The 25,091-nt window shown below is 73.2% G+C and carries 26 protein-coding genes; 7 read left to right on the top strand and 19 right to left on the bottom strand.

Annotation, left to right across the window (positions count from 1 at the left end; genetic code table 11):
* Positions 1-241: 241 nt before the first annotated feature.
* From U874_RS0101585 to U874_RS0101570, 4 genes are read right to left on the bottom strand one after another with little or no spacing between them, the layout of a single operon-like run.
* Complete coding sequence (locus U874_RS0101585; protein ID WP_025132796.1) at positions 242-1,003, bottom strand: response regulator transcription factor; 762 nt, start codon at positions 1,001-1,003, stop codon at positions 242-244.
* Complete coding sequence (locus U874_RS0101580; RefSeq protein ID WP_025132795.1) at positions 1,000-2,298, bottom strand: sensor histidine kinase; 1,299 nt, start codon at positions 2,296-2,298, stop codon at positions 1,000-1,002. The genes U874_RS0101585 and U874_RS0101580 overlap by 4 nt, the downstream gene beginning before the upstream one ends.
* 31 nt (positions 2,299-2,329) lie before the next feature.
* A complete protein-coding gene (locus U874_RS0101575) occupies positions 2,330-3,151 on the bottom strand; it encodes an ABC transporter permease (protein ID WP_025132794.1) in 822 nt (273 codons plus the stop codon).
* Positions 3,148-4,068 carry an ABC transporter ATP-binding protein gene (locus tag U874_RS0101570; protein WP_025132793.1) on the bottom strand — a complete coding sequence of 307 codons (921 nt, stop codon included), beginning with the start codon at positions 4,066-4,068 and terminating at the stop codon, positions 3,148-3,150. The genes U874_RS0101575 and U874_RS0101570 overlap by 4 nt, the downstream gene beginning before the upstream one ends.
* A 109-nt stretch (positions 4,069-4,177) precedes the next feature.
* On the opposite strand from U874_RS0101570, the gene U874_RS0101565 reads away from it, so the two are divergent.
* Entirely contained in the window at positions 4,178-5,227 is a 1,050-nt protein-coding gene (locus tag U874_RS0101565; RefSeq protein WP_025132792.1) for a low specificity L-threonine aldolase, read from the top strand.
* 7 nt (positions 5,228-5,234) lie between these two features.
* Here the strand turns inward: U874_RS0101565 and codB are convergent, their stop codons facing one another.
* The 5 genes from codB to U874_RS0101540 all read right to left on the bottom strand — a co-directional run bounded on the left by codB (position 5,235) and on the right by U874_RS0101540 (position 10,334).
* On the bottom strand, positions 5,235-6,551 hold the full coding sequence (gene codB / locus U874_RS0101560; protein WP_025132791.1) for a cytosine permease: 1,317 nt from the start codon (positions 6,549-6,551) through the stop codon (positions 5,235-5,237).
* Positions 6,548-7,063, bottom strand: coding sequence for a nucleoside deaminase (locus U874_RS0101555; RefSeq protein ID WP_025132790.1), 516 nt, complete (start codon positions 7,061-7,063; stop codon positions 6,548-6,550). Before U874_RS0101555 ends, codB begins: the two co-directional genes overlap by 4 nt.
* A 76-nt stretch (positions 7,064-7,139) precedes the next feature.
* Positions 7,140-8,654: a tripartite tricarboxylate transporter permease gene (locus U874_RS0101550; RefSeq protein WP_025132789.1), complete on the bottom strand. Its 1,515-nt coding sequence runs from the start codon at positions 8,652-8,654 to the stop codon at positions 7,140-7,142.
* A gap of 1 nt (position 8,655) precedes the next feature.
* Positions 8,656-9,285: a tripartite tricarboxylate transporter TctB family protein gene (locus U874_RS0101545; RefSeq protein WP_025132788.1), complete on the bottom strand. Its 630-nt coding sequence runs from the start codon at positions 9,283-9,285 to the stop codon at positions 8,656-8,658.
* On the bottom strand, positions 9,282-10,334 hold the full coding sequence (locus U874_RS0101540; RefSeq protein WP_081809847.1) for a tripartite tricarboxylate transporter substrate-binding protein: 1,053 nt from the start codon (positions 10,332-10,334) through the stop codon (positions 9,282-9,284). Before U874_RS0101540 ends, U874_RS0101545 begins: the two co-directional genes overlap by 4 nt.
* A 131-nt stretch (positions 10,335-10,465) precedes the next feature.
* Here U874_RS0101540 and U874_RS0101535 point away from each other — a divergent pair, with 131 nt between their 5' ends.
* Complete coding sequence (locus U874_RS0101535; protein WP_025132786.1) at positions 10,466-11,719, top strand: ATP-binding protein; 1,254 nt, start codon at positions 10,466-10,468, stop codon at positions 11,717-11,719.
* On the top strand, positions 11,716-12,474 hold the full coding sequence (locus U874_RS0101530; protein WP_025132785.1) for a response regulator: 759 nt from the start codon (positions 11,716-11,718) through the stop codon (positions 12,472-12,474). Before U874_RS0101535 ends, U874_RS0101530 begins: the two co-directional genes overlap by 4 nt.
* 23 nt (positions 12,475-12,497) lie before the next feature.
* On the opposite strand, the gene U874_RS0101525 is transcribed toward U874_RS0101530, so the two are convergent.
* On the bottom strand, positions 12,498-13,106 hold the full coding sequence (locus tag U874_RS0101525) for a LysE/ArgO family amino acid transporter (protein ID WP_025132784.1): 609 nt from the start codon (positions 13,104-13,106) through the stop codon (positions 12,498-12,500).
* Between the two features lie 149 nt (positions 13,107-13,255).
* On the opposite strand from U874_RS0101525, the gene U874_RS0101520 reads away from it, so the two are divergent.
* Positions 13,256-14,140: a LysR family transcriptional regulator ArgP gene (locus tag U874_RS0101520; RefSeq protein ID WP_025132783.1), complete on the top strand. Its 885-nt coding sequence runs from the start codon at positions 13,256-13,258 to the stop codon at positions 14,138-14,140.
* Between the two features lie 16 nt (positions 14,141-14,156).
* On the opposite strand, the gene U874_RS0101515 is transcribed toward U874_RS0101520, so the two are convergent.
* Together U874_RS0101515 and U874_RS0101510 are read right to left on the bottom strand one after the other, a co-directional pair.
* Positions 14,157-15,539 carry a TRAP transporter large permease subunit gene (locus U874_RS0101515; RefSeq protein ID WP_025132782.1) on the bottom strand — a complete coding sequence of 461 codons (1,383 nt, stop codon included), beginning with the start codon at positions 15,537-15,539 and terminating at the stop codon, positions 14,157-14,159.
* A gap of 99 nt (positions 15,540-15,638) precedes the next feature.
* Positions 15,639-17,276: an amidohydrolase gene (locus tag U874_RS0101510; RefSeq protein ID WP_025132781.1), complete on the bottom strand. Its 1,638-nt coding sequence runs from the start codon at positions 17,274-17,276 to the stop codon at positions 15,639-15,641.
* A gap of 112 nt (positions 17,277-17,388) precedes the next feature.
* On the opposite strand from U874_RS0101510, the gene U874_RS14015 reads away from it, so the two are divergent.
* From U874_RS14015 to U874_RS0101490, 3 genes are all read left to right on the top strand, one after another.
* Positions 17,389-18,084 (top strand): TetR/AcrR family transcriptional regulator, encoded by a 696-nt coding sequence (locus tag U874_RS14015; RefSeq protein WP_025132780.1) that lies wholly within the window; start codon positions 17,389-17,391, stop codon positions 18,082-18,084.
* Positions 18,084-19,004 carry an AEC family transporter gene (locus U874_RS0101495; protein ID WP_025132779.1) on the top strand — a complete coding sequence of 307 codons (921 nt, stop codon included), beginning with the start codon at positions 18,084-18,086 and terminating at the stop codon, positions 19,002-19,004. Before U874_RS14015 ends, U874_RS0101495 begins: the two co-directional genes overlap by 1 nt.
* Positions 19,005-19,126: 122 nt before the next feature.
* A complete protein-coding gene (locus U874_RS0101490; protein ID WP_025132778.1) occupies positions 19,127-19,702 on the top strand; it encodes a nitroreductase family protein in 576 nt (191 codons plus the stop codon).
* A 48-nt stretch (positions 19,703-19,750) separates the two neighbouring features.
* On the opposite strand, the gene U874_RS0101485 is transcribed toward U874_RS0101490, so the two are convergent.
* From U874_RS0101485 to U874_RS0101455, 7 genes are all read right to left on the bottom strand, one after another.
* Positions 19,751-20,173 (bottom strand): hypothetical protein, encoded by a 423-nt coding sequence (locus U874_RS0101485; RefSeq protein ID WP_025132777.1) that lies wholly within the window; start codon positions 20,171-20,173, stop codon positions 19,751-19,753.
* Between the two features lie 3 nt (positions 20,174-20,176).
* Entirely contained in the window at positions 20,177-20,968 is a 792-nt protein-coding gene (locus U874_RS0101480; protein ID WP_025132776.1) for a uroporphyrinogen-III synthase, read from the bottom strand.
* A 257-nt stretch (positions 20,969-21,225) separates the two neighbouring features.
* Positions 21,226-21,486 carry a DUF3618 domain-containing protein gene (locus tag U874_RS0101475; protein ID WP_025132775.1) on the bottom strand — a complete coding sequence of 87 codons (261 nt, stop codon included), beginning with the start codon at positions 21,484-21,486 and terminating at the stop codon, positions 21,226-21,228.
* Positions 21,483-21,995, bottom strand: a complete 513-nt coding sequence (locus tag U874_RS0101470) for a phage holin family protein (protein ID WP_025132774.1) — start codon at positions 21,993-21,995, stop codon at positions 21,483-21,485. Before U874_RS0101470 ends, U874_RS0101475 begins: the two co-directional genes overlap by 4 nt.
* Complete coding sequence (locus U874_RS14580) at positions 21,992-22,444, bottom strand: hypothetical protein (protein ID WP_232755841.1); 453 nt, start codon at positions 22,442-22,444, stop codon at positions 21,992-21,994. Before U874_RS14580 ends, U874_RS0101470 begins: the two co-directional genes overlap by 4 nt.
* A gap of 130 nt (positions 22,445-22,574) precedes the next feature.
* Positions 22,575-23,939 (bottom strand): hypothetical protein, encoded by a 1,365-nt coding sequence (locus U874_RS0101460; RefSeq protein WP_025132772.1) that lies wholly within the window; start codon positions 23,937-23,939, stop codon positions 22,575-22,577.
* Complete coding sequence (locus U874_RS0101455) at positions 23,932-25,050, bottom strand: CPBP family intramembrane glutamic endopeptidase (protein WP_025132771.1); 1,119 nt, start codon at positions 25,048-25,050, stop codon at positions 23,932-23,934. The genes U874_RS0101460 and U874_RS0101455 overlap by 8 nt, the downstream gene beginning before the upstream one ends.
* Between the last annotated feature and the right edge of the window lie 41 nt (positions 25,051-25,091).

Here is a 25,091-nt window from a genome sequence, read left to right as displayed (position 1 = left end):
CAACATGTGGATAGATTTGTCCACTGGGTGTGCAGTTCGGGATCCGGCGCGCCCGGGCGTCGCTCGCAGCGGGCCCGGAGCGCCCCGCGACGCGCCCGGAGGCTCACCGCGGCGGCACCCCGGGAGCCCCCGGAACGCCGTGATTCCGCGGAACTCCCGCGCGCGTCGCTCGAGCACCGCTCAGAAAAAACTACACAGGTGTAATTCTCCACAGCCTGGGGACAGCCCTGTGGAGAAGTTGTTAAAAACCTGCGGAATTGAGTATTCCGAACTCCATGGCGCGGGTCACGGCCCGCGTCCGATCGGACACGTCGAGCTTCTCGAAGACGTGGAGCAGGTGGGTCTTCACGGTCGACTCCCCGATGACGAGCTGCGCCGCGATCTCGGGGTTGCTGAGGCCCTGCGCGACCAGGCTCAGGATCTCGGTCTCGCGCGGGGTGAGGCGGGGCCGCATGATGGGCTCGCGCATGCGCGCGACGAGCTGCGCGGCAATCGACGGGGCGAGCACGGTCTGCCCCGCGGCGACCGCCTCCACCGCGGCGATGAGTTCGGCCGCGGGCGCCGCCTTCACGAGGTAGCCGCTCGCCCCCGCCTCGATCGCCGCGAGGATCTGCTCGTCCTCCTCGTAGGTCGTGAACACCAGCACACCCGGGATCGGCCGGGCCAGCTCGCTGGCCGAGGGTTCTGATCGCGGCGGGTATACGGGGAAGGGGTCGGTGAACAGCGGCAGCCGGGGCCGGAGCGAGGCCGGGCCGGAGCCCGGACCCGAGTACTCGCCCCTGCTGATGCTCCGCGTCGCCTCGACGCCGCCGATGCCCGGCATGCGCAGGTCCATGAGGACGACATCGGGCCAGTTCGCGGGCTCCGCGGCGGCGAGGAAGGCGAGGGCGGCCTCCCCGGACTCGGCCTCGCCGACGACGGTGATGCCCGCCTCGGTCTCGAGGAGGCCGACGATGCCGGCGCGGACGATGGGGTGGTCGTCGACCACGAGTACACGGCTCATCGAGCTTCCTCCTGCCCCGCGCCCCGCGGCGCGAGCTCGACCTCGAGAACGGATCCGGCGGAGCTCCCCGGGCCGAAGCGGACGGCCCCGCCCAGCGCCCGCGCGCGATCCGCGAGCCCGGTGAGCCCGAAGCCGCCGGGCGCGGGTCCCGCGGGCTCCTCGTGCCCGCGCGCAGGCCCCACCCCGTCATCGGCGACCGTGAGCAGCGCGCCGCCGCCCGGGGTCCCGGCGAGCCGCAGCTCGACCCGGGAGGCGCGGGCGTGCCTGCGCGCGTTCGCAAGCCCCTCCTGCGCCGCGCGCAGCAGCACCACCTCCTGCTCCCGGTCGAGCGGTAGCGCGGCGAGGTGGCGCTCGACCACGAGCCCCGTGTCGGCCTCCAGCCGGGCCGCCACGCGCTCGAGGGACGCGGTGAGCCCGCCGTCGCCGAGCGGCTGGGTCGTCGCGACGAGCGCCCGCGCCTCGATGACCGATTCGCGCGCGGCCGCGGACACGCGCCCCGCGCGCTCGGCCGCCCGCGCCGCGTCCCCCGCGGCGAGCGCGCGCTCGGTCTGCTCGCTCAGCATCACGAGGCCGGCGAGGGTCTGCGTGAGCGTGTCGTGGAGCTCGCGCGAGAGACGCTCGCGCTCGGCGGCCGCGCCGCTCGCCGCGGAGAGCGCGGCGACCTCCTCCTGCGCGCGGCGGAGCTGCTCCGCGAGCGCGCGGTGCCGCTCCCCCTGCTCGTAGATCGCGGTGATCCACATGCCGAGGATGACGGCGAAGCCGAACGACACCGCGCCGACGCCGAGCGCGGTGCCGAGCGCGTGGTCCATGCCGTACCGCTCATAGGCGAGGAACGAACCCGCGGTCATCGCGAGCGCGAGCGCCCCGCTCCAGCCGACCGCGCGGAGCCGCCCGCGCGTGCGCGCCGCGGCGGGAGCGAGCCGGGCAAGATCGGCGGGACCCACGCCCGCGATGACCCAGATCATGGGGAACACGATGGCCTGCAGGGTGGCGAAGCTCGGGCTGACCGCCGCGCCGCCACCGACGAGGAGCACCAGGGCGGCGAGGAAGCCGAGATCGATGGGCTTCCGCGGCAGATCCCACGCCGCCCGCCGCAGCGCGGGCCGCCCGAGCGCCAGGTAGAGCACCAGGAAGACGGCGAGCACGGCGAGCGGACCCCACACGGTCGCGTCGACCGGGCCGCCCCAGGCGAACGCGCCGATCCCACCCGGGACGCACAGCACCAGGAGCAGCACCGCGACCCCCGCGTCCCACCAGAGGAGGGGGCGGGGGCGCTGGGGCGCGGCCGTGGTCATGGAGTCACTCTCTCACGGACCCCGGACAGAATCACGAGCGCCGCTGCCAGCGGAAGGTGAGCCGGCTGAGCACGAGCCCGATCAGGAGCCAGATCCCGAGCATGAGCACGACCGTGCCGATCGCCCAGCCGCCCCCGAGCTCCGCCGCGGCGAAGTGCTCGGGCAGGAAGACGCTGCGCATGCCCTGCGCGAGCCACTTCAGCGGGAAGATCTCGGCGATGCGCTGCAGCCACTCGGGCAGCATCGTGAACTGCAGGAAGACGCCCGAGATGAACTGCAGCACGAGCACCACGGGGAGCACGACCGCCGTCGCACTGCGCGAGGAACGCGGCAGGGCCGAGAGCGCCACGCCGAGCAGCGTCATGGTCGCGGTGCCGAGCGCGAAGAGCCCCGCGAAGCGCGCCCAGAGTTCCGGTTCGCTCGGCAGTTCGACCCCGAACACGAGCACCGCGAAGGCGAGCAGCAGCGCGAGCTGCGCGAGCACCGTGACGATGGTCACGCCAGCCTTCCCGATGAAGTAGCTGACCGGGGAGAGCGGGGTGGCGCCCAGCCTGCCGAGCCAGCCCTCGCTGCGCTCGCGCGCGATGTCGATCGCGATGTTCTGCACACCGGCGAGGAACGGCCCGGCGGCGATCAGGCCGGGCAGCGAGTACGCGGCCATCGAGATGCCCCCCGTCCCATCGGGGCCGGCGCCCACATCGCCCGCTGCGCTGAACGCCGCGCCGAAGATCCCGAGCAGGAGCACCGGGAAGAGGAAGGTGAAGAACACCACGTCGGGCACCCGGAAGTAGCCGCGCAGCTCGAAGCCGACGGCGCGGATCCCGTCGCCCAGCACCCGCTGCAGCGCGCTCATCGCGTCTCCTCCCGGCCGTCGCGGTCCGCGGGCTCCGCGGTCGCTGCGGGCTCGATCAACCCGAGGTACACCGATTCGAGATCCGGGCGCCGCACCTGCAGCTCCGCGGGCTCGCCGCCAGCGATCCCCGCGGCGAGCGCCTCCTCGCGCAGCCGGGCCACGATCGCCGCGGGCGCCGCACTCCGCTCCTCGCGCGCATTGCCGTCGGCGTCGCGCCAGCTCACCACGGGCACCCGCGCCGCAGCGCCGCCGAGCTCGGCGGGCGGAGCCTCCGCCACGATACGGCCGCCCGAGAGCACGCCGACGCGGTCGGCGAGCCGCGCGGCCTCGTCGAGGTAGTGGGTGGTGAGGAGGATCGCGGTGCCCTCGCCCGAGAGTCCCTCGAGCATGTCCCAGAACTGGCGCCGGGACGCGGGATCGAAGCCCGTCGTCGGCTCGTCGAGGAGGAGCAGGCGCGGCCGGCCGACGATCCCGAGGGCGACATCGAGCCGCCGCTGCTGCCCGCCCGAGAGCTTCGCGGCGCGCGTGCGCGCCTGGGCGCCGAGGCCGACGAGGTCGAGCACCTCGTCGGTGGGCCGCGCGTCGGCGTAGAGGCCGCCGAAGTGGGCAACGAGCTCCCGCGTCGTGTACGGCCCGAGGTCGCCCGTGCGCTGCGCGACGACGCCGAGCCCCGCACGCCAGCTCCGCGGCGCGGCGAGCGGGTCGACCCCGAGGACGCGCACCTCGCCGCGGTCGGCGCGACGCACCCCCTCGAGGATCCCGATCGTGGTGCTCTTGCCCGCCCCGTTCGGGCCGAGCAGCGCGTACGTCTCCCCCGGGGCGACCGCCAGATCGATCCCGGCGAGCACCTCGCGATCGCCGTAGCGCTTGCGGAGCCCGCGCACGCGCACGGGCATCGTCTCCTGCTGCTGTGTCATGCTCCCAGCCTCCCGGGATCGCGGCCCGCGCGGCAGCGACCGGGCGGCGGATCTTCGCATCCACCGATCGGTGGACCCCGCGCGCCGCTCGCGGGCGTAGGCTGGGGCGGTGACCAGCACCGCAGCTTCGACGCCCGCCCCGCTCCCCCGTTCCTTCGCCTCGGACAACTGGGCGGGAGCCCACCCGGAGGTGCTCGACGCCGTCGTCGCGGCGAACGCGGGCCACGCCCCCGCGTACGGCGGGGATCCCTGGACCGCGCGGTTCTCGGAGCTCGCCCGGGAGCTCTTCGGGGCCGAGACGGAGGCCTTTCCCGTGTTCAACGGGACGGGGGCGAACGTGCTCGCACTGCAGGCGGCGCTGCCCCGCTGGGGCGCCGTGATCACCGCCCGCACGGCGCACATCAACGGCGACGAGGCGGGCGCCCCGGAGAAGACGGGCGGCCTGAAGCTGCTCACGGTCGACGCCCCGGACGGGAAGCTCACCCCGGAGCTCGCGGCGCGCGAGGCCTGGGGCTTCGGATCGGAGCACCGAGCGCAGCCGCTCGCGCTCTCCATCTCGCAGGTGACCGAGCTCGGCACCTGCTACACCCCGGACGAGATCCGCGCGCTCGCGGAGTTTGCTCACGGGCACGGCATGGTGCTGCACGTCGACGGCTCACGACTCGGGAACGCGGCGGCCCACCTCGGCGTCTCCCTCGCGGCGCTCACGAGCGCGGCCGGCGCGGACCTCCTGAGCCTCGGCGGCACGAAGAACGGCCTGCTCGGCGCCGAGGCAGTGCTCGTCCTGCGGCCGGAGACCGCGCCGGGCACGACGTTCCTCCGGAAGATCAACCTCCAGCTCGCGTCGAAGATGCGGTTCATCTCGGCGCAGCTCGTCGCGCTCTACGGCGGAGAGCTGTGGCACCGCTCCGCGAGCCACGCGAACGCGATGGCGGCCCGGCTCGCGGCGGGCATCGAGGCGATCGACGGGATCCGGATCGCGCAGCCCGTCGAGTCGAACGCCGTGTTCGCGACGATGCCCCGAGCCACCGCCGCCCGCGCGCAGGAGCGCTTCGCGTTCGGCGCGTGGCCCGGGGATCCCGAGCTCTACCGGCTCATGTGCGCGTGGGACACGACGCCCGAGGACGTCGACGCGCTGCTCGCCGCGCTCGCGGCCTGAGCGGGGGCTACCCCGCCTGCGGCGCGCGGCGCGGGGTGAACCGGGACAGCGCGAACGCGAGCACGAGCGCCGCGATGATCCCGACAACGGGCGGAATCCCGATCCCGAGCTCGCCGGCACCCCAGGCGAGCGCGCACGCGACCGCGTACACGCCGAGGTTCACCCAGTTGACGCGGGGCAGCGCCTCGCCCTCGGGCATCTGCGTGCGCCGCCAGCGGGCGAGGTAGTCGCCGATGATCACGCCACCGAGCGGCGGGATGAACGTGCCGAGCAGGCCGAGGTACTGCGGCAGGTGCTCGCCGACGCCGACGAGCGCGAGCACGGTGCCGATCACGGAGCCCGCGATGACGAACGGCGTCTTGCTCGGGCGCTCGAACAGCTCGGCGCCCGCGACGCCGAAGGAGTACGCGGCGTCGGCGTTCGATTTCCAGAGGTTGCCGAACAGCAGGAAAAGCCCCCAGCCGATGAGGCCGAGCTGGAACAGCACGAGCACGAAGTCGCCCTCGCCGAAGGTGATCGCGCCGATGGCGCCGAAGAAGATCATGAGGCCGTTGCCGATGAGGAAGCCGACGACGCACGCGATGACGGCCTGCTTGCCGGTGCGCCCGAAGCGGGTCCAGTTGGGCGCCTGCGTTCCCGCGGAGACGAAGGTGCCGACGACGGTGGTCACGGCGACCGCGAGCGTCATCTCCCCCGCGGGCTCGATCGCGGCGAGGCCGGCCCAGCCGCCCACCTCCTCGAGCGAGCGGAACATGACCCAGAAGGCCAGGATCAGGATCAGCGGCGTCGAGATGAGCGACACCCAGTACATGCCGCGGTAGCCGTAGACGGCCGTGGCGCACATGAGCGCGCTCACGACCACCATCACGATCGCGCGGGGCCCCGCGCCGTCCCACTCGAAGGCCTGCGCCGTGAGCTCGCCGATCGTGCCGACGACCACGCCGTACCAGCCGATCTGCGTGCCGCCGAGGAGCACGGAGGCGAGCTTCGAGCCGCGGGTGCCGAGCGTGTAGCGCGCCATCACGACCGTGGTGAGGCCCGTGCGGGCGCCGATCCAGCCGAGCACCGCGACGTAGGCGCCCAGCACGAGCGAGCCGATCGCGATGACGACGAGCAGCTCGCGCAGCCCGAAGGCCTCGCCGAGCGCGGCCCCCGCGAGCATCGTCGGGGTGAAGACCGTGAAGCCAAGCAGCACGACCATCAGGGAGAAGAAGCCCTTGCGCGCGTGCGCGGGCACGGGGCTGACCGGGTAGTCGGCGTCGACGACCGGAGCGGTCTCGGCGGACTCGGCGGCGGTGGACTCGGGAGCGGTGCCCCGGCTCACGCGCGGGGCTCGATGCCCGCGGCGGCGGTGCCGAGCTCGGCCGTCTCCACGCCGATGTCCTCGGCCCAGATCTCGGGACGCTCGTCCATCATGCGCTGCATGAGCCCGCGGCAGGTGTCGTCGTCGGCGGCGACGAGCTCCACGCCGCGGCTGCGGAGCCAGGCCTCGGAGGCCTCGAAGCTGTCGCTCTCCCCGATGACGATGCGGGGGATGTCGTAGAGGATCGCGGTGCCCGCGCACATCGTGCACGGCGACAGCGTCGTGTAGAGGGTGCACTCGCGGTACACGCTCGCGGGGAGGCGCCCGGCGCGCTCGAGGCAGTCGGTCTCGCCGTGGCGGATCACGCTGCCGTCCTGCACGCGGCGGTTGCGGCCCACCGCGAGCACGCGGTCGCCCTCGGGCCCGTGGTGCACGAGCGCGGCGCCGATCGGCACGCCGCCCTCGTCCCAGCCGAGCTGCGCCTGCTCGATCGCGAGGTCGAGGTATGTCCGGTCGTGTTCGCTCAATGCCATGACGCACATCGTACCGCGCAGGGGGTCTGCGCCCGGCGCGGGGCGGGGTGCCCGGAGCCCGCCCCGCGCCTCCCGGCTAGCGCGCGGTCGCGCCCGCCCGCCGCCGCGCGCGGATCCGCCCGCTCACCGCGAAGCCGAGGACGAGCAGGAGCAGGCCGTAGAGCACGAGCACGATCGGCCCCTGCACGAGCACCGCGAAGTCCCCGTTCGCGCTCATGGTCGCGTCGCGCAGGCTCGTCTCGGCGAGCGGCCCGAGCACCATCCCGATGATGAGCGGGGCGAGCGGGTAGTCGAGCGCGCGCATGAGGAAGCCGACGAGCCCGATCCCGAGCAGCATGAGGAGGTCGAAGACCGATCCCGAGGTCGAGTAGATCCCGAGCGCGCAGAACACCGTGATTCCCGCGTACAGGTACGGCCTCGGGATGAGCAGCAGCTTCGCCCACAGCATCGCGAAGGGCAGATTCAGGATGAGCAGCACGATCATGGCGATGAAGAAACTCGCGAGCAGCGCCCAGACGAGATCCGGCGCGCGCTCGAACAGCAGCGGGCCGGGCTGCAAGCCGTACTGACGGAACGCCGCCAGCATGATCGCGGCCGTCGCGGAGACGGGGAGGCCAAGCGCGAGGAGCGCACCCATCGCCATGCCCGTCGTCGAGTTGCCCGCGGCCTCCGGGGCCGCGAGCCCGCGGATGGCCCCCGTGCCGAAGCGCGGCCGGGAGCGGCGCGCGTCGAGGCGCTTCTCGAGGCCGTAGGCGAGGAACGTGGGAATCTCCGATCCGCCCGCGGGGATCACGCCGAACGGGAGCCCGATCACGGTGCCCCGAGCCCAGGCGGGCGCCGCCTCGCGGAACTCGGCGCGCGACAGCCAGGGGCGCCCGGTCGGCCGGATCAGCGCCCGGTTCGAGAGGTGCCGTTCGAGGCATGCGACCGTGATGACCTCGCCGAGCGCGAGCACCGCGACCGTGACCGTCACGAGCGAGACGCCGTCGAACAGGTGCGGGGAGTCGAGCGTGAACCGGGGCGCCCCGGAGACGCCGTCGATGCCGATCACGGCGATCCCGAGGCCGATGAACAGGGAGGCGAGGCCCTTCACCGCGCTGTCGGTCACGACGGACGACGTGGCGGCGAACGCGAACACGGCGAGGGCGAAGAACTCGGCGGGCCCGAAGCGCGTCGAGAAGTCGGCGAGCACGGGGGCGAGGAAGACCACGACGATCGAGGCGACGAAGCCGCCGACGAACGCTCCGATGGCCGCCGTGGCGAGCGCCTGGGCGGCGCGCCCGTTCAGCGCCATCTTGTGGCCCTCGAACGTCGACGCGATCGCCGAGGCCTGGCCTGGGGTGTTCATGAGGATGCCCATGGTCGAGTCCCCGAAGAGCCCGCCGAAGTAGACGCCGGCGAACATGATGAACGCGGCCGTCGGCTCGAGCGAGAACGTGACCGGCAGGAGCAGGGCGACCGCCATCGACGAGCCGAGGCCGGGCATCACGCCGACGGCGGTGCCGAGGAGGCAGCCGACGAGCACCCAGACGAGGTTCTGCCAGGTGAGGGCTCCCGCGAAGCCCTCGGCAAGCAACTGCAGCGCATCCATCTCAGAACCCCCAGCCCAGCACGCCCGAGGGGAGCGACATCCCGAGGGCCATATCGAAGACGATGTAGATGATCGAGCTCACCGTGCACCCCGCGACGAGGCTCGCGATGGGGCGCCGGAGGCCGAAACCGCGCGCCACGCCCCAGAAGAGGAGCCCCGCGGCGATGATCCACCCGAGCACCGGGAGCAGCAGCGCGAACGCGAGGAAGCTGAGCACGACCCAGGCGAAGGAGCGCCAGTCCAGGCGCGTGGGCGGCGCCCCGTCGGGGCTGCCCGGCTCGGCGTCAACAGGTGCAGGGCTGCCCGGCTCGGCTTCGGCGGCGGGCCCGGCGGCGGACTCTGCGGCGGGCTCTGCGGCGGGCCCGCGGAACGCGGCGATCCCGAGGATCACCGCGAAGAGCGCGAGCCCCGCGGCGATGATCCCCGGGAAGAACCGCGGCCCGGGGAATGCCGCCCCCTCGGGCACGCGCATCGTCACGATGCCGATGAGCAGGAACGCGGCGAAGGCCAGGAGCACGGCGGGCATGATGAGCCCCGTGAGCACGCGAGCGCGTCGCCCGCGCCCCGGCGCGAGCTCGATCTCCTCGCCGATCACCGCGGACATGGCGGTGGGGTTGTTCGTCGATGTCATCGGCCCATCTCCTCGTACAGGCGCGCGATCCGCTCGCGCTCGTCCGCGAGGAACCCGGCGACGCCGGCCCCCGTGATCACCCGCTCGTTCCAGTGGTAACGCTCGACCGCCGCGGCCCACTCGGGCGTCGCGAGGGAGTCCTCGACGAGCTGCGTGAGCTGCGCGGTCTCCTCCGCCGTGATCTCGGGCGGCGCGGCGAGCATGCGCCAGTTGGCGAGGGTGACGTCGTACCCCTGCTCGCGCGCCGTGGGGATGTCGATGCCAGGCACGGGCTCCTCCGACACGAGCGCGAGCGCGCGGAGCCGCCCCGATTCGATCTGGTCGATGTTGTCGGGGTAGCCGCCGGCGGCCGCGTGCGCCGTGCCGTTCAGCAGGGCGGCGACGGCCTCGCCGCCGCCGTCCGAGGAGATGTAGTTCGTGTCGACCGGGTCGATGCCGGCGGCGAGCGCGAGATCCGTCACCACGAGCTGGTCGAAGGAGCCGCCGCCCGTCCAGGGGACGGCCCCCGGATCCTCCCGCCAGGCGCCGATCAGCTCGTCGAGGCTGTCGTAGGGCGAGTCCGCGGGGACCACGATCACGTCGTACTCGTCGAACAGCACCGCGAGCGGGGTGACATCGTCGAGCGTGGTCGCCGAGCCGTACTGGATCGTCGCGGCGAGGAGCCCCGTCCCGCCGACGAGCACCGTGTTCGCGCGGCCCTCGAGCCGTGCCACGTTGCCGAGGGCGATCGTGCCGCCGGCGCCCGGCATGTTCACCACCTGCACGTTCGCGGCCAGTCCGTTCGCGCGCTGCGCCTGCTGCAGTTCGCGCGCGACGGTGTCCCAGCCGCCGCCTGCGGCAGCGGGGGCCACGAGCGTGAGCGAGGCCTGGATGTCGTTGCCCGCCGCGGCCGAGCTGATCGAGCCGAACGCGGCGATGGCGATCGCGGCGGCCGCGACCGCGCCGCCCGCGATCCGCAGCGCCGTGCGCGCGCCCGGTGAGCGGGCCGCGCCCGCGTTTCGGGCCGTCCTGGGTGCTCGGGGCACTGCCCCGGGGTCTGTGGGTTCCACTCCGTCACTCCTTTGTGCGGGCGCTGTCGCGCCGGGTGTGGTCACTAAGATGGCAGCACTCCCGCCGCCGCTTCGCGCCGCGCGGAGTTGTGCTCATTGATGCTCACGAGAGGCGACGAGGAGGTGGCCGCATGGCGCGAGCGACGCCCGCGCGCATCGCCCGACTCGCGGTGCTCCTCCTCCCGACCGTGCTCGTCGTGGCCGCGGTCGCGGTGACCACGAGCATCGCGTTCGCCGTGCAGGAGCGGAGCATCCGGGAGAGCACGGGCGAGCGCGTCTCCGAGGTCGCGACGAGCCTCGCGAGTCTCGCGCAGGTGCGCCAGGTGCTGAGCGCCGTGGACGGCGACGCCGACATTCCCGCCGCGACCGCCGAGCTTCAGCCGCTCGCGAGCCTGATCGAGCAGGCCGCTGGCGTCGACTACGTCGTGATCGCCGACGAGCGCGGCATCCGGGTCACGCACCCCACCCCCGAGAAGCGCGGCGGGCGGGTCTCGACCGACCACTCGGAGGCGATCGCGGGCCGGGCCTACCTCGGGACCGAGACCGGCACGCTCGGCCCCACGCTGCGCGCGAAGGTGCCGGTGTTCGGCCCGGAGGACCGGGCGGTGATCGGGGCGCTCTCCGTCGGGATCCTCGAGAGCCGCATCTCCGCGGAGCACGCCGAGTCGAGCGGCCGGATCCTGCCCTGGGCGATCGGCGCGCTCGTGCTCGGCACGCTCGCGAGTTCGGCGATCGCGGCGGCCGTCGGGCGCCGGTTCCGGCGGCTCGAGGAGCGGGAGCGCGAGGGGGCGGAGCTGCGCCGCACCGCGGCCGCGCTGCAGGAGCAGGCACACGAGTTCTCGACGCGCCTGCACGTGGTGCACGGGCTCGTCTCGCACGGGGATGCGGCCGCGGCGCTCGACTACATCGGCGGGCTCACGGAGGTCACCGCGGAGGAGCCGGGCGAGGTCTGGCACGAGCAGCCGCTCCTCCGCGCGACCCTCGACGCGCTGCGCGCCGAGCTCGGTGCGCACGGCGCGCGCCTCGAAGCCGCGGTCGCGGGCACCGCGCCCGTCGACGAGGATGTGCTGCTCGTGCTCGCGAACCTGTGCCGCAACGCGGGCGAGGCCGGGGCCGGTCTCGTGCGGTGCACGCTCGAGGAGCGGGACGGCCGCATCTTCGGCACGGTCGAGGACGACGGCCCGGGGATCCCGGCCGCCGACGCGGCCCGGCTCTTCGCGCGCGGGGGCACGACGAAGCCCGCGGCCGCGGGCGCCGTGGGCGGGCGCGGGATCGGCCTCGACCTCGTGCGCCGCACGGTCGCGGGCCGGGGCGGGGCCGTCGAGCTCGACCGCTCCCCGCTCGGCGGCGCCCGCTTCCGCTTCGATCTGGAGGTGCGCGCGTGAGTGGGCAGCGCGCGGGCCGTCTCGCGCCCCTCCGCGTGCTCGTCGTCGACGACGACGCGGGGGCGCGTCTCCTCCACGGCCGCTTCGTCTCGGAGACGCCGGGCTTCGCGCTCGGCGCGAGCGTCGGCACGGGCACGGCGGCCGTCGAGCACGCGCTGCGCGGCGACGTCGACCTCGTGCTGCTCGACATGCGGCTCCCGGACATCAGCGGGGTCGAGGTGCTCCACCGGCTGCGCACGCTCGGCGACCGCTCACCAGATGTGCTCGTGATCAGCTCTTCCCGCGACCGTGTGACGGTTCGGCAGGCGCTCGCGGCGCGGGTCGTCGGCTACCTCGTGAAGCCCTTCACCGCGGCCGCGCTGCAGGGCCGGCTGCGCGCGTACGCCGCGGAGCGCGCCGCGCGCGGGAGCGGCGCGGAAGCCGGGGCGGAATCGACGGGCCCGGCGCACGAGGTCCCCCTCGCGCAGGGCGAGATCGACCGGCTCCTCGCGCCACGCGCGGCGGCGACCGATCCCACGCCCGCCGCGCTGCCGAAAGGGATCGCGCGGGTCACGCTCGATCGCGTGCTCGACGCGCTCGATCCGCGCGCGGCGGTGACCTCGGCGGAGCTCGCCGAGCGCTGCGCGATCTCCTCGCCGACCGCGCGCCGCTATCTCGACTTCCTCACCACCACGGGCCGGGTCGACATCGCGCACCGCTACGGCAAGCGCGGCCGCCCGGAGGTGCTGTACCGGCTCGCCCCGGCCGGCGGCTGACTGATGACGGCGCCGCCGCCGGATCACACCCCGCCGAAGGCGAGGCGCGCGGCGATCACGAGCATGATGACGGCGACCACGCCGTCGAGGATCCGCCACGAGCGCGGCGTCGCGAAGAAGCGGGTGAGCGCGCGGGCGCCGTAGCCGAGCAGGAAGAACCAGCCGATGCTCGCGATGGCGCCGCCGAGCGCGAACCACCAGCGTCCCGGGTCGCCCTGCGCGTTGCCGATCGAGCCCATGAGCACGACGGTGTCGAGGTAGACGTGCGGGTTCAGGTAGGTGATCGCAAGGCAGGCGAGAATCGTGCGCTTGAGCGATCCCGCCGAGCCGTCCTCCGCGACGAGCACAGCGGGGCGCAGCGCCCGGCGAGCGGCCGACCAGGCGTACCAGAGCAGGAAGACGACGCCGCCCCAGCGCACGAGCTCGAGGACGACGGGCGCCCGCTCGATGAGGAAGCCGATCCCGGCGACCCCGAGCGTCTCGAGGAGCGCGTCGGTGAGCCCGCAGATGAGGACCACGGGGAGCACGTGCTCCCGGCGGATGCCCTGGCGCAGCACGAACGCGTTCTGCGCGCCGATCGCGACGATGAGGGAGAGGCCGCTGCCGAGGCCGACGAGGAGGGGGAGGATCATGCTTCGACGCTAGGGCCACGGACGACCTCGCTCAAAGTTCAGGATCCCTCATTATTCTCACCCACCATAAGATGTGCTTCATCGAACGGGAGCCGGGCGGGATCCGGCTTCCTCTCGCCCCGTCCCGCACGATCCCCCGAAGGAGCCCCGTGGACTTCCCCGTCGAGCACCTCACCACGTTCACCGCCGTCGTCGACGAGGGCAGCTTCGAGGGCGCCGCGCGCCGCCTCCACATCACCCCCTCGGCGGTGAGCCAGCGCGTGCGCGCGCTGGAGGAGCGGATCGGCTCGGTGCTCGTGCAGCGCACCCGGCCCGTCGCGGTGACCGAGGCCGGCGCCGCCGTGCTGCGCGCCGCCCGGCAGATCGCGCGCGTCGCCGACGATGTCGCGGCCGAGCTCGGATCGGCGCCGGCCGCGGGCACGCTGATCCCGATCGTGGTGAACGCCGACTCGCTGGCGACCTGGGTGGTACCGGCGCTCGCCCGGGCGGCCGCCGAGACGGGGGCCCGCTTCGAGGTGCTGCGCGCCGACGAGACAGTGTCGACCGAGCGGCTCCGGCGCGGCGAGGTGATGGCCGCGCTCACCGCGACGCGGGATCCCGTGCCCGGCTGCACTTCCACGCGGGTCGGCGTCGACCGCTACCGCGCGGTCGCGAGCCCCGCGTTCGTCGCCGAGCACTTCCCCGCGGGGCTCTCGATCGAGGCGCTGCGCCGAGCGCCCGCGATCGAGTTCGACCGGCACGACGCGTTCCAGCAGCGCTTCCTGCGCCGCATCACGCGCGCCGAGGTGCGGCCGCCCCGCCACTTCATCCCGTCCTCCGCCGAGTTCGCGCACGCCGTCGAGCTCGGCATGGGCTGGGGCATGCTCCCCGAGCAGCAGTGCAGCGGGCCGATCGCGGAGGGGCGGATGGTCGAGCTCGACCCCGCCTCCGCGATCGAGCTCCCCCTCTTCTGGCAGCGCTGGAAGCTGCGCTCCCCCGTGCTCGACGCGCTCTCGCGGGTGATCGCGGAGGCGGCGGCGGCCGCACTCGGCTGAGCGGGCGCGTTCCCCGCTAGCCGCCGAAGCTCGCGTAGCCGGCGATGAGGTACGCGATGAAGGACAGCACGGCGGCCGCGCCCGCGTAGGGCAGGATCGACAGCATCAGGCTCAGCGGCTTCACACCCACCGACTTCGCGGCGAGCACCATCCCGTCGCCGTAGAGGCAGGTGGTCGAGCCGAGCGCCGCGCCGGAGAACACGGCCGTGCCGGCGAGCACGGGGTCGACGCCCATGCCGATCGCGAGCGGGAGCACGACGGGCGTGATAACGACCGCGAGATCCCAGAACGCGCCCGTCGCGTACGCGTAGATGCCGCACACGAGGAACACGACGGCGGGCAGCAGCGCGCCGTACATGACCGGCTGGGTCGCGCCGATGATCCACTCGGCGAGCTGCAGGTCGATGTTGATCTGCTGCATCATGAACGCCAGCACGAAGAGCACCATGACGTAGCCCATGCTCGTGATGCCCTCGAAGGCGTGATCGAGCACGCCCTTCAGGGTGAGGCGGCGCTGCGCGACGTAGAGGATCACGGCGACGACGACGGCAGCCGCCGCGCCCTTCAGGATGTCGACCTCGGTGAGGACCGTGACGAGCACGAGCGTGACGATCGGGATCAGGAAGTTGAACGGCAGCGGGCGCGAGCTGCGGGCGCCGCTGTCCTCGGCGAGCTCGAAGGCGCGCTCCTCGGGCGTGAGCCCCTCGGGCAGCGGGTCGCCCGTGCGGTCGACGCGGAGCTGCTCGCGCTTCAGCGGCCCGACGAGGGGCAGCACGCCGAGGGCGAGGAGCAGGCCGATCGCGAGCGCAAACCAGCCGAAGAAGATGGTGGGCAGGCCCGAGAGGTACGCCCCGAAGCCGGAGCCGTTGACGGTGACGCCGTCCTGCTCGAGCAGGGCCGAGAAGAAGACCGCCCAGGTCGAAAACGGGATGATCACGGCGATCGGCGCGGACGTCATCTTCACGATCGTGCCGACCATGGTGCGGGGCACGCCGTGGCGGTCGGTGACGCGCTTCATGGAGGTGCCGACGGTGAGCGCGTTCAGGTAGTCGTCGATGAAGAGCGCGACCGTGAGCAGCCAGGTGAGGAGGAGCGACTTCCGCCGCGAGTTCACGAAGCTCTCGGTCCAGCGCGCGAAGTCGTGCGCGGCACCCGAGGCGTTGAAGTACGCGATCAGGATCCCGAACAGCACGACCACGAGCGCGAGCCAGTGGACCGTCTCGTTCGTGAGCGAGGAGCCGAACGCGCCGACGAAGGTGTCGAAGAAGCCCCAGCCGCCCAGCAGGACCGTGCCGACGAGCACGCCCGAGAGCAGGCCGAACAGCGCGCGCTTGGTGAGCACGGAGACGACGAGGACGGTGAGGACTGGCAGCAGCGCCAGTGCGGTGTTGTGGACCACGGTGGCCTTTCGGGCGGGACGGGCGGCGCGGCGGTGCCGCCGCCGAGCGGGGTGGGAACGGTGGGGTGGGTGAGTCGGCCCCTGCGCGGGGCCGGTGCGCTACGCCTCGTGAGCGGTGTGCAGGCCGTCGAGGTACGTGGCCCGCACGGGGAGCTCGGCGAGATCGTCGCCGGAGACCTCGAGCGGATCCTCGGCCCAGACGGCGAGGTCGGCGCGCGCGCCCGGACGGATCACGCCCAGGTCGTCGTCGCCCTGCGCGAGGGCGGCGCCCCGCGTGTAGCCGTGCAGCGCCTCCGCGGCGGTCAGCCGCTCCTCGGGCTCGTACACGAACGCATCGCGCGCGCCGGGTTCGCGGCGCAGCATCGACCAGGCGAGGCCGACGCGGGCGTCGAGCTCCGCGATGGGCCAGTCCGAGCCGAGCGCGAGCGGGGCGCCCGCGCGGAGCACGCTGCCGGCGGCCCAGGCACGGGAGGCGCGGACGGGGCCCAGGCGGCGGGCCCACTCGTCGCTGCCGTCCGCGATACGCCACTGGAGGTGGGGCAGCTGGAGGGAGGCCGTGATCCCGGTCTCCGCGAGGCGCGCGAGGTCGCGGGGATCGAGCGTCTCGAGGTGCTCGATGCGGTGCGGAACGCCGGCGAGGGATCGGCTGCCGACCGTCTCGTAGGCCGTGATGGTCTCGCCGACGGCGCGGTCGCCGATCGCGTGCGTCGCGATCTGGAAGCCCGCGGCGTGGAACTCCTGCACGGCCGCCACGAAGTCGGCCTGATCCGGCCAGAAGCCGTCGAGGCCCTGCCCGTCGGTGTCGGCCTCGTAGAGCCAGCCAGCGCCCGTGTCGATGACGCCGTCGGCGTACAGCTTGATCACGCCGCCCCGCCAGCGCTTGCCGCCGCGATCCCGCTGGGCGGCGATGGCGGCGCGCTCGGCGGCCGTGTAGACGGGCTTCACGTCCATCGCGCTGACGATGCGCACGGGGAGGCCGAGTCCGCTCTCGTCGAGCGCTTCGAGCAGGTCGAGGGTGCCGGAGTTGCCGTCCATGATCGTGCCGCCCGTGAGGCCGGAGCGGCGCATCCGCGCGAAGGTCGCGCGCGCCGATTCGAGGGTCTCCTCGCGGCTCGGCTGCGGGGCCACCGCGAGCACGGGCTGGTAGGAGCTGTCCTCGCGGAGCTCGCCCGTGGGAGCACCCGATCCGTCGACGACGATCTCGGAGCTGTCCTCGAAGACGCGGGCGCCCGTGATCCCCGCGCGGCGGAGCGCCTCGGAGCTCACGAGCGCGGTGTGGAAGTCGAAGAAGAACACCATCGCGGGCACGTCGCCCACCGCGTCGTCGATGAGCGCGGAGGTGAGCGGCGCGCCCTCGAACACCGCGTAGTCGAGGTTCCAGGCGCGCACCCAGCCGCCGCTCGTCTCGCGGCGTACCCGGGCGGCCTCGGCGGCGAGCGCGTCGCGGAGACCTGCGATGTCGCGCACGCGCCCGAGGTCGATGCCCTGGCACAGCTCGACGCCCTGGATCGGGTGGAGGTGCGCGTCGATCAGCCCGGGCGTGATGGTGGCGCCCGCCGCGTCGTCGATGCGGGTCTGCGCGCCGCGGAACGCCTCGGCGATCTCGTCGGCGCCGCCCACGGCGAGAATGCGGCCGTCGGCGATGGCGATGGAGCGGGGCGCGGCGACGGCGTCCCCCTCGACCATGCTGTGCACGCGGGCACCCGCGATGATCAACTCGGCGCTCGTGTTGGTCACGGTGTCCTCCCCGGGGTTTCGTGAGACCCCGTATCCTCGACAGTGACGCGGAGCACCATCAATTTACGCAGATTCAATATGCAATGCAAACACCGCGGCACGAGGGAGTTCCATGACTGCGGCGCCTGAGACGCGGCGACCGGCCGGGCGACCGCGCACGGCGGTGCTCTCCCACGAGCGCATTCTCGCCGCAGCGTTCGAGCTCGCCGACGTGCGCGGCGCCGACTTCACGCTCGCCGCGCTCGCGCGGCGCCTCGACGTGCGGCCCTCCGCACTGCACCACTACTTCGCCGGGAAGGACGAGCTGATCGCGGGCATGCGCGGCCAGCTGACCGCGCGGATCGGCGACCACGGCTTCGATGCGCTCCCCTGGCACGAGGCCATCGTGCCCTGGGCGCGGGCCTACCGCGCGACCTTCGGCGCGCACCCCGGCATCATCGCGGCGCTCGCGACCCTCCCCGTGGCCGATGAGCCCGAGTCGATGGTCGACTACGAGCGCATCGCCGCCGCGATGCGCCGCGACGGCTATCCCGAGCACCGGATCGTCCCCGCGCTCGTCGCGATCGAGTCCTTCGTCATCGGCTCCGCGCTCGACTCGCTCGCCCCCGAGGACAACCTGCGCCCCACGAGCAACATCGCGATCGCCCCGACGCTCTCGGCCGCGGAGCTCGCGGCCCGCGCGCACGCCGCCGCGGCCGGGCGGAGCGCTGCGGAGGAGACGTTCGAGTTCGGCCTCGCCGCGCTGCTCGCCGGGCTCCTCGCGGCCGCGCAGACTCCCGCCGCCGCGGCGCCCGCGGAACCGCGCTGATGCTCGGGGTGCTGCAGGGCTTCGCGCTGATCCTCGGCGTGATCGGCGCCGGCACCCTCGCCGCTCGGTTCCGCGTGGTCGAGGGCGAGCAGCGGCGCGTGCTGAACAACGTCGCCTTCTACGTCGCGACGCCTGCGCTCCTCTTCTTCGTGCTCCACGACAGCGACCCCGGGATCATCTTCTCCCCCGTGATCCTCGTCACGAGCCTCGCGGCGCTGCTCGTCGCCGGGCTCTTCGTCCTCGCCTCCCGGCTGTGGTTCCCCCGCGACCTCGCCGCGACCACGCTGGGTGCCACCTGCGCAGGCTACGTCAACTCAAACAACCTCGGCCTCCCCGTCGCCGTCTACATCCTCGGCGACGCGGCCTACGTCGCCCCGCTGCTCCTCGTCCAGCTCGTGCTGTTCGCGCCCGCGGTCCTCGCGATCCTCGAGTCGACGCGCGGCAACCAGCGCGGCGCGATCGTGGCGCTCGGCCGCGCCGCGTCGAACCCGATCATTCTCGCGTCCATCGCGGGCCTCATCGTCGCGCTCATCGGCCTCCCGGTGCCGGAGATCGTGCTCGCCCCGATCGAGATGCTCGGCGGAGCCGCGATCCCGATGGTGCTCCTCAGCTTCGGGATCTCCCTGCGCGGGCAGCGCGCCCTGCAGCCCGGCACGGGGCGCGCGGCCGTCTTCGTCTCCTCGGCGCTCAAGATCCTCGTGATGCCCGCGCTCGCGTGGGCCCTCTCGCTCGCGTTCGGGCTCTCGCCCCACGAGGTGTTCGTCGCGACGATCATCGCGGCGCTGCCCACGGCGCAGAACGTGTACAACTACGCGGCCACCTACCGGCGGGCCGAGACGATGGTGCGCGACACGGTCTTCCTCACGACCTTCGCCTCGCTGCCCGTGATCGCGCTCATCGCGTGGGCGCTCGGCGGCTGAGCCGGAAGGAGTACCGGCAGCCGGGCCCGGGGAATAGCGGGGCCGCGCGCAGCGTTGGATTCTCCCGGGCAGCGCTTCGACCGGCTGCTCCATCCGCCCCCGAACCAAGGAGACCCACGACCGTGAGCCCGCGCACCGCACAGACCAGCGCCCCCGTTCTCGACACCCTCGCCGAGCGGTGGAGCCCCCGCGCCTTCGACGCCGACCACTCGTTCCCCGAGGGCGCCCTGCGCGGCATCTTCGAGGCAGCCCGCTGGGCGCCGAGCGCGAACAACTCGCAGCCCTGGCGCTTCATCCTCGCCCGCCGCGGCACCGAGCGCTTCGCCCAGATCGAGGAGACCCTCGCCGGCTTCAACCGCATGTGGGCCGGCAGCGCCGCAGCGCTCGTCGTGAACGTGGCGGAGATCGCGAACGCCGAGGGCCAGCCGCAGCCCTGGGCTGAGTACGACCTGGGTCAGGCCGTTGCGCACCTCACCGTGCAGGCGCACGCCGAGGGCTTCCACGTGCACCAGATGGGCGGCTTCGACCGCGACGCGATCCGCGCGGCCTTCGAGCTGGACGCGCGCTTCGAGCCCGTCTCCGTCATGGTGATCGGCCTCGTCGGCGACGCCGAGCAGCTGCCCGAGCCGCTGCGCGAGCGCGAGCTCGCCCCGCGGACGCGCATCGAGCTCGAAGACCTCTTCATCTCGCGCGACTGAGCGACCCCGGCGGGTCGGTTCGTCCGGCCCGCCGCTGCCGCGGCCCGGCTACTCAGTGTCGAGCGTAATGCTTCCAGGTGTCTCGTCGAGGCGAAGCGCCCGCACCAGATCACCCGCGTGGACGGTCGACAGGATCACCCTCGAGAAGTGATCGAACTCGCTCACCCAGCCACGATCCTCCGCGGTCGCAACCTCGGGATCGAGATCGATGATCACCGCGTCGCGGCCCTTGCGCGCCAGCACGAAGTCCGTCCCGGAGAAGCTCCGCCAGGTGCCCGAGGCGAGCGTTCCGGGCACGTGGCTGCCCGCCGCGCGCACGCCGCGGAGCCAGACCCACGGGTCCGCCGTGATGATCGCCGACGTGATCGCCGAGCGATCGAGTGTGATGTCCCGTCGCCGGAACGCGGCCACCCGCTCCGCACGCGTGAGCCGGATGACCACCCGGTCCTCGTGCACCTCGACGCGCGCCACGGCTCAGTCCAGCATGTCGCTCTGATCGATGACCGACTCGACGGTCTCGATGAGCGCGCGCTTCAGCGCGTAGTCGGGGTGGTCGGGATCGTCGGCGTCCGCGGGAAGGCCGACCGCTGCGGCCGCCTCGAGCGTGTTCACGCCGACGCAGGCCACGATCGTGTTCTCGGGGAGCTTCGGGAACTGCGCCGCGACCTCCTCGGCGATCTTCGCCGAGGCGACGAGGAGCGCGTTGATGCGGCCGGACTCGATGTCCTCGCGGATGTGCACGGAGGCGGGGACGCCGACCGTGCGGAACGCGAGCACCTGCGTGACGTCGTGACCGCGGTCGATGAGGCCCTCCGTGAGCACAGGGATCGCGACGTCGGAGCGCAGCGTGAGCACGCGGAGCACCTCGCCCGTGTCGATCTCCGACCACTCGTCGAGCAGCGCGTGCGTGCTGTTCTCGCGCTCGGGCGTGCGCGTGATGTGGTAGCCGGCGTCGCGGAACGCGACCGCGGTGGCCTCGCCGACGATGGCGACGTTCGTCTCCGCGGGGATCACCGCGTTGTGGTGCGTGAGCACATCGGCGACGGTCGAGCTGGTCGCCGTCATCCAATCGAACTCGCCGGCCTCGAGACGCTTCAGCGCGTCAACGAGCTTTTCTTCTTCGCTGGTGTGCGCGAAGTCGACGAGCGGAGAGGTGACCGTGTGAGCGCCCTGCTCGCGCAGAGCCTTCGAAACTAAATCCCCCCAGGTGCCGCCGCGGGGGATGAGCACCCGCAGGCCACTGAGCGGTTTTGCCTCTGACGACATAGACCCCACTCACTCGACGACAATAAGAAAGACCAACTATCGAGTCGCTGATGGACCTGGAGCTGGTCGCGCACGGAAAACCGTTCCCCCTATTCTCACCCCGAGCGGGCTCGGACGCAAAACGAGGGCCCCCCGGATGCGGAACGGAATGGAACTGTGACCTCGCACGGCGGGTGCCGGCCGGGGCCGGTACGGCGGGAGGTGCCGGAGCGGCGGACGGCGCCGAAGCGGCGCGCGGCGCGGGGGTCCGGGTGCGGTCAGCGCACCCGGCGGGCGACCATGCGAGCAATGCCCCACACGACGAGCCCGGCGGCGACCGCGACACCCGCGACGCCCGCGGCGAAGGCGAGCGGGTTCTGCTCCTTCTCCTCCGCGATGCGGCGCTTCGCGTCGGCGACCGAGTCGTCGATGCGCTGCGCGTAGTTCAGCCGCCCCTGCAGCTGGGTCAGCGTGTCGTAGAGCTCAGCGCGCGCCTGCGCGGCGTCGGCCGTGCCCTGCTCCCGGTTCCAGCCGCTCATCGCCAGTTTCCTTCCTCGCCGACGCGCGGCATTCGGTACTGCTCGCCCGCGGGCGGCGCCGTGGGCGCTGATCCGGCTCCCCGGGGCGCCCCGGGCTCGGGGACGGGGGTCGTGGCGTTGAAGCGCACCTCGCTCATCGCCGCGACATCGTCGCCCACCCGGCCGAGGGTCTCCTCGGGGACGGGGTTGCCGCGCTTGATGAGCGCGACGCCCGCGAGCACCGCCGCGGCCGCGAGCAACAGCAGGAGCGCGGCGACCGTGAGCGCGGCGAGCCACCAGGGCCACACGAGCGCGAGCGCGGCGATCGCCGCGACGACGAGCGCCTGGAGCATGAAGAACACGAAGAAGAGCGCGATCACGATCGAGCCCGCTCCGATGCCGGCCTTCTTCGCCTTCGATGCGATCTCGTGCTTCGCGTTCTCGTACTCGATCTTGGCGAGCGAGACGACCTGCTGCGGCAGGCGGGAGAGCAGTTCGAAGGTGCCGGCCTGATCCTTCTTCCGGCTCATGCCTGACCCCCGGAGCGCTTCGCGGCCGACTTCCCGGCCGACTTCCCGGCGGACTTCGCGGCCGATTTCCCCGTCGATCGCGCGGCGGGCTTCGCCGCGCTCTTCGAGGCGCCCTTCGATGCCGACTTCGACGCGGGCTTCGATGCCGGCTTCGCGTCCGCCTGCTCCGCCGCCTCGGCCGCGTCCTCCCCGGTCTCGTCCGGCTCGGTCTTCTCCACGGCCGCTCGCGGCTGCGCAGCCGGAGCATCGGGATCGCGGGTCATCGCGACGAACGCGCCCTTGCCCGCGCGCACGACCGTGGCCTTGAGCCGGTCGACCCGCCCCTGGGCGGCCTCGCGCACGAGGCCGACGCCGCGCTGCACAGGTTCCGTGTTCCAGACCGACTGCGCGCCCTGCTTGATCTGCTCGTACCGCTCCCGGCCCGCTCGCGTGCCCAGCACGTATCCCACGGTCGCTCCGAGAACGAATGCGATCTTGCCCTTCATACTGCCTCCAGCCGAAATCGTCCGGTGTTCCTCGCAAGCCTACTCCGGCTTCGCCGCGAGATGCATACCGTTTCCGTTATATGGGTGGGAATTCTCAGTCCGCGATCCCCGCGAGGTGCCGCCGGATCCGCACTGCGCGGGCGCGGGCGTCGGCGATCGCCTCGGGCAGCGAGCCGCCGTGGACCGCGGTTCCGGCCGGCAGCGCCTCCGGGCGCTCGGCGCACCAGACGTCGAGACGATCCGCGGCGGCATCGCGCTCCGCGATCTCGGCATATGGCGCAAACGGCATCCACTCCCGCGGCTCCCCCGCCCGCACGACGAAACCGGCGGCCTCGACGACCGAGCGCAGCTGGCGTTGAGCCGCACGCAGCTCGGCGTCGTCGGCGTGAGCCGCGCTCAGCACACGCGCCTCCCAGCCGTGCGCACCGAGCTCGGCGCGCACGCTCCACCGCTCGCCCGCGTGGTCGACGCTCTGGACGGCAGGGCGCGGTGCCCCAGTGTCCGGGAGCCCGGGGTCCTCGATCGCGAAGCGTGCGGCCGCACGTCGGCTCACGCGGAGCAGCGAGCCCGCGTCGGGGACGAGCGCTTCGGCGCGCGCGGCGTCGACGCCCACGACAATGGCGCGGGCCGCGCTCGGAGCCGCCCCGCCGGACAGCTCGACGGTCCACCCCTCCTCGGTCTCCTCGACGCGCACCGCGGGCTCCGCAGTGAACTCGACCGCGTAGAGCCCGAGCCGCGCGCGGAGGGCCGCGGCCAGCGCGGCCCAGCCGGCGCTCGGTGCCACGCACGTTTCACGTGCAACATGCCGCTCCGCGGTGTCGAGCGCAGCGCCCGAGAGGGTGCCGACGCGCGTGAGCGCCTCGTTCAGCCCCGGGGCGATGAGCGCGGCATCGACGGCCTCCGGGTCGCGTCCGGTGGCCTCGCGCACGAGGGGCTCGACGAGACGCTCGAGCGCCGTGGCGCCGAGGCGCGAGCGGACGAGCGCACCGAAGGAGTGCGTCTTGCCGATCGTCAGCACCGGTCGCACCCGATCGAGCGTGGCGCGGAACGCCGCTGGCGTGCCGAGCACCGCGAGCGAGTCGCTCGACATCGGCACGGCCGGAATGCCCCACACGGCCGGCTCCGGCTCCGGCACCCACGCCCCCTTCGCGCCGCGCAGCAGCACGGGCGCGGGCGGGGTCGCGCGCGGTACCGCGCGCTCCTCGGCCGGGTCGCCGGGGGCGATCGGTGCGGCGATGTGCGCGAGGAACTCGCTCAGCTGCCCCTCGGGATCCGGAACGCCGAGCTCACCCCAGGCCGTGGCCCAGGGATGCGCGGCCCCGTCGGCGGAGGCCGCGTCGGACGCCGCGGCATCGGACGCCGCCGTGGGAATCACCTGCACGCGAAGGCCCACCTCGGCGAATTCGAGGGCGGCAGCGAGCTCGGGCAGCCCGTCGCCGAGCACGCAGACGTCAACCATGCTGCACCCCCGGCACGGTCGGCGCGGCGGGCTGCCAGGCGGGCACCGCCTGCTGCACGAGGTCGATGCGGGTGCGGCCGTGACGGCCGCGCGCGCAGATCCGGAGGGTCAGCCAGATGAAGAGCGCGAGCCCGGCGATCTCCCCGATCACGCCGCTGATGCTGCCGCCGTCGGCCGTCTGGGCGGTCTCGCCGCCGACCGCCGCAGTCATGAGACCGAACGCGATCAGGTTGTTCACCACGTGGATCGCGATGGCGGCCTCGAGACCGCCGGTGCGCCAGGTGAGCCAGGCGGCCACGCCGCCCATGAGGCCCACCGCCGCGAGGCCCCAGATGTCGTAGATGTGCGCGGCGGCGAAGCCGACCGTCGGGATGAGGATCGCGAACCAGGGGTTCTTCAGCCACGAGCCCAGCACCTGCATGAAGAGCCCGCGGAACACGACCTCCTCCGCCGTGGCCTGGAACGGGACGAGCAGGACGATGAGGAGCAGCGACCACAGCGCCGCGCTCGCGTCGAAGTCGGCAGCGGGACCGGCGACCATGGCTCCGGCGGACGGGTCGGTGAGGAACTGGATCCCGATCCCCACGCCGTTCATCACGACGACGGAGAGCACCGCGGCGGCGAAGAGCCGCGCGAGGAGGCCCCAGCGGATGCGGGTCGCGACCGACCAGACCCGGCCGACGGGCCGGATCCCGAGCGAGAGCATCGCGAGGAGCACGGCGGGGATCATGATGATGATCGACACCATGCTGAGGGCGACGGAGACGGGCCGCTGCGTGTCGATCATCTCGGAGGCGCCCGTGGCGACATCGGTGAGGTAGCTCGGGTCGAGGAACATCACGACCGGCATGAACAGGAGCGTCACGGCGACCGTGAAGACGCCGAAGTAGACGCCCGAGAGCAGCAGCAGGAGCAAGGGCTTCCACCAGCGGTAGCCCTGCATGCCGCGGAGCAGCCGGTGGTACTCGAGGGGCTCGGTCTCCACGGTCTGCACCTGCACGGGGGCCTGCTGCGCCCAGGCCCACTGCTGGGGCGGCGGGGAACCCTGCGGCGCGGGATCCTGCGGGGCGGGTTCGGGCTGGGCGGGGAGCTCCGGTCCATTGCTCGTCATGCGTCCATTGTCCCACCTCTCCCCTGGGGCGTCTCGGCTCA

The sequence above is a fragment of the Leucobacter sp. PH1c genome (assembly GCF_000633415.1).
In the GTDB taxonomy this organism is placed as follows: Bacteria; Actinomycetota; Actinomycetes; order Actinomycetales; family Microbacteriaceae; genus Leucobacter.
The sequence above is the reverse complement of the archived record's forward strand: the minus strand, read 5'-3'. Positions and strand labels throughout refer to the sequence as shown.

Excerpts from the sequence above, each read along its gene's own strand:
- U874_RS0101585 (WP_025132796.1), bottom strand. The coding sequence starts at position 1,003 with ATGAGCCGTGTACTCGTGGTCGACGACCACCCCATCGTCCGCGCCGGC.
- U874_RS0101580 (WP_025132795.1), bottom strand. The coding sequence starts at position 2,298 with ATGACCACGGCCGCGCCCCAGCGCCCCCGCCCCCTCCTCTGGTGGGAC.
- U874_RS0101575 (WP_025132794.1), bottom strand. The coding sequence starts at position 3,151 with ATGAGCGCGCTGCAGCGGGTGCTGGGCGACGGGATCCGCGCCGTCGGC.
- U874_RS0101570 (WP_025132793.1), bottom strand. The coding sequence starts at position 4,068 with ATGACACAGCAGCAGGAGACGATGCCCGTGCGCGTGCGCGGGCTCCGC.
- U874_RS0101555 (WP_025132790.1), bottom strand. The coding sequence starts at position 7,063 with ATGGCATTGAGCGAACACGACCGGACATACCTCGACCTCGCGATCGAG.
- U874_RS0101550 (WP_025132789.1), bottom strand. The coding sequence starts at position 8,654 with ATGGATGCGCTGCAGTTGCTTGCCGAGGGCTTCGCGGGAGCCCTCACC.
- U874_RS0101545 (WP_025132788.1), bottom strand. The coding sequence starts at position 9,285 with ATGACATCGACGAACAACCCCACCGCCATGTCCGCGGTGATCGGCGAG.
- U874_RS0101535 (WP_025132786.1), top strand. The coding sequence starts at position 10,466 with ATGGCGCGAGCGACGCCCGCGCGCATCGCCCGACTCGCGGTGCTCCTC.
- U874_RS0101525 (WP_025132784.1), bottom strand. The coding sequence starts at position 13,106 with ATGATCCTCCCCCTCCTCGTCGGCCTCGGCAGCGGCCTCTCCCTCATC.
- U874_RS14015 (WP_025132780.1), top strand. The coding sequence starts at position 17,389 with ATGACTGCGGCGCCTGAGACGCGGCGACCGGCCGGGCGACCGCGCACG.
- U874_RS0101495 (WP_025132779.1), top strand. The coding sequence starts at position 18,084 with ATGCTCGGGGTGCTGCAGGGCTTCGCGCTGATCCTCGGCGTGATCGGC.
- U874_RS0101480 (WP_025132776.1), bottom strand. The coding sequence starts at position 20,968 with ATGTCGTCAGAGGCAAAACCGCTCAGTGGCCTGCGGGTGCTCATCCCC.
- U874_RS0101475 (WP_025132775.1), bottom strand. The coding sequence starts at position 21,486 with ATGAGCGGCTGGAACCGGGAGCAGGGCACGGCCGACGCCGCGCAGGCG.
- U874_RS0101470 (WP_025132774.1), bottom strand. The coding sequence starts at position 21,995 with ATGAGCCGGAAGAAGGATCAGGCCGGCACCTTCGAACTGCTCTCCCGC.
- U874_RS0101460 (WP_025132772.1), bottom strand. The coding sequence starts at position 23,939 with ATGGTTGACGTCTGCGTGCTCGGCGACGGGCTGCCCGAGCTCGCTGCC.
- U874_RS0101455 (WP_025132771.1), bottom strand. The coding sequence starts at position 25,050 with ATGACGAGCAATGGACCGGAGCTCCCCGCCCAGCCCGAACCCGCCCCG.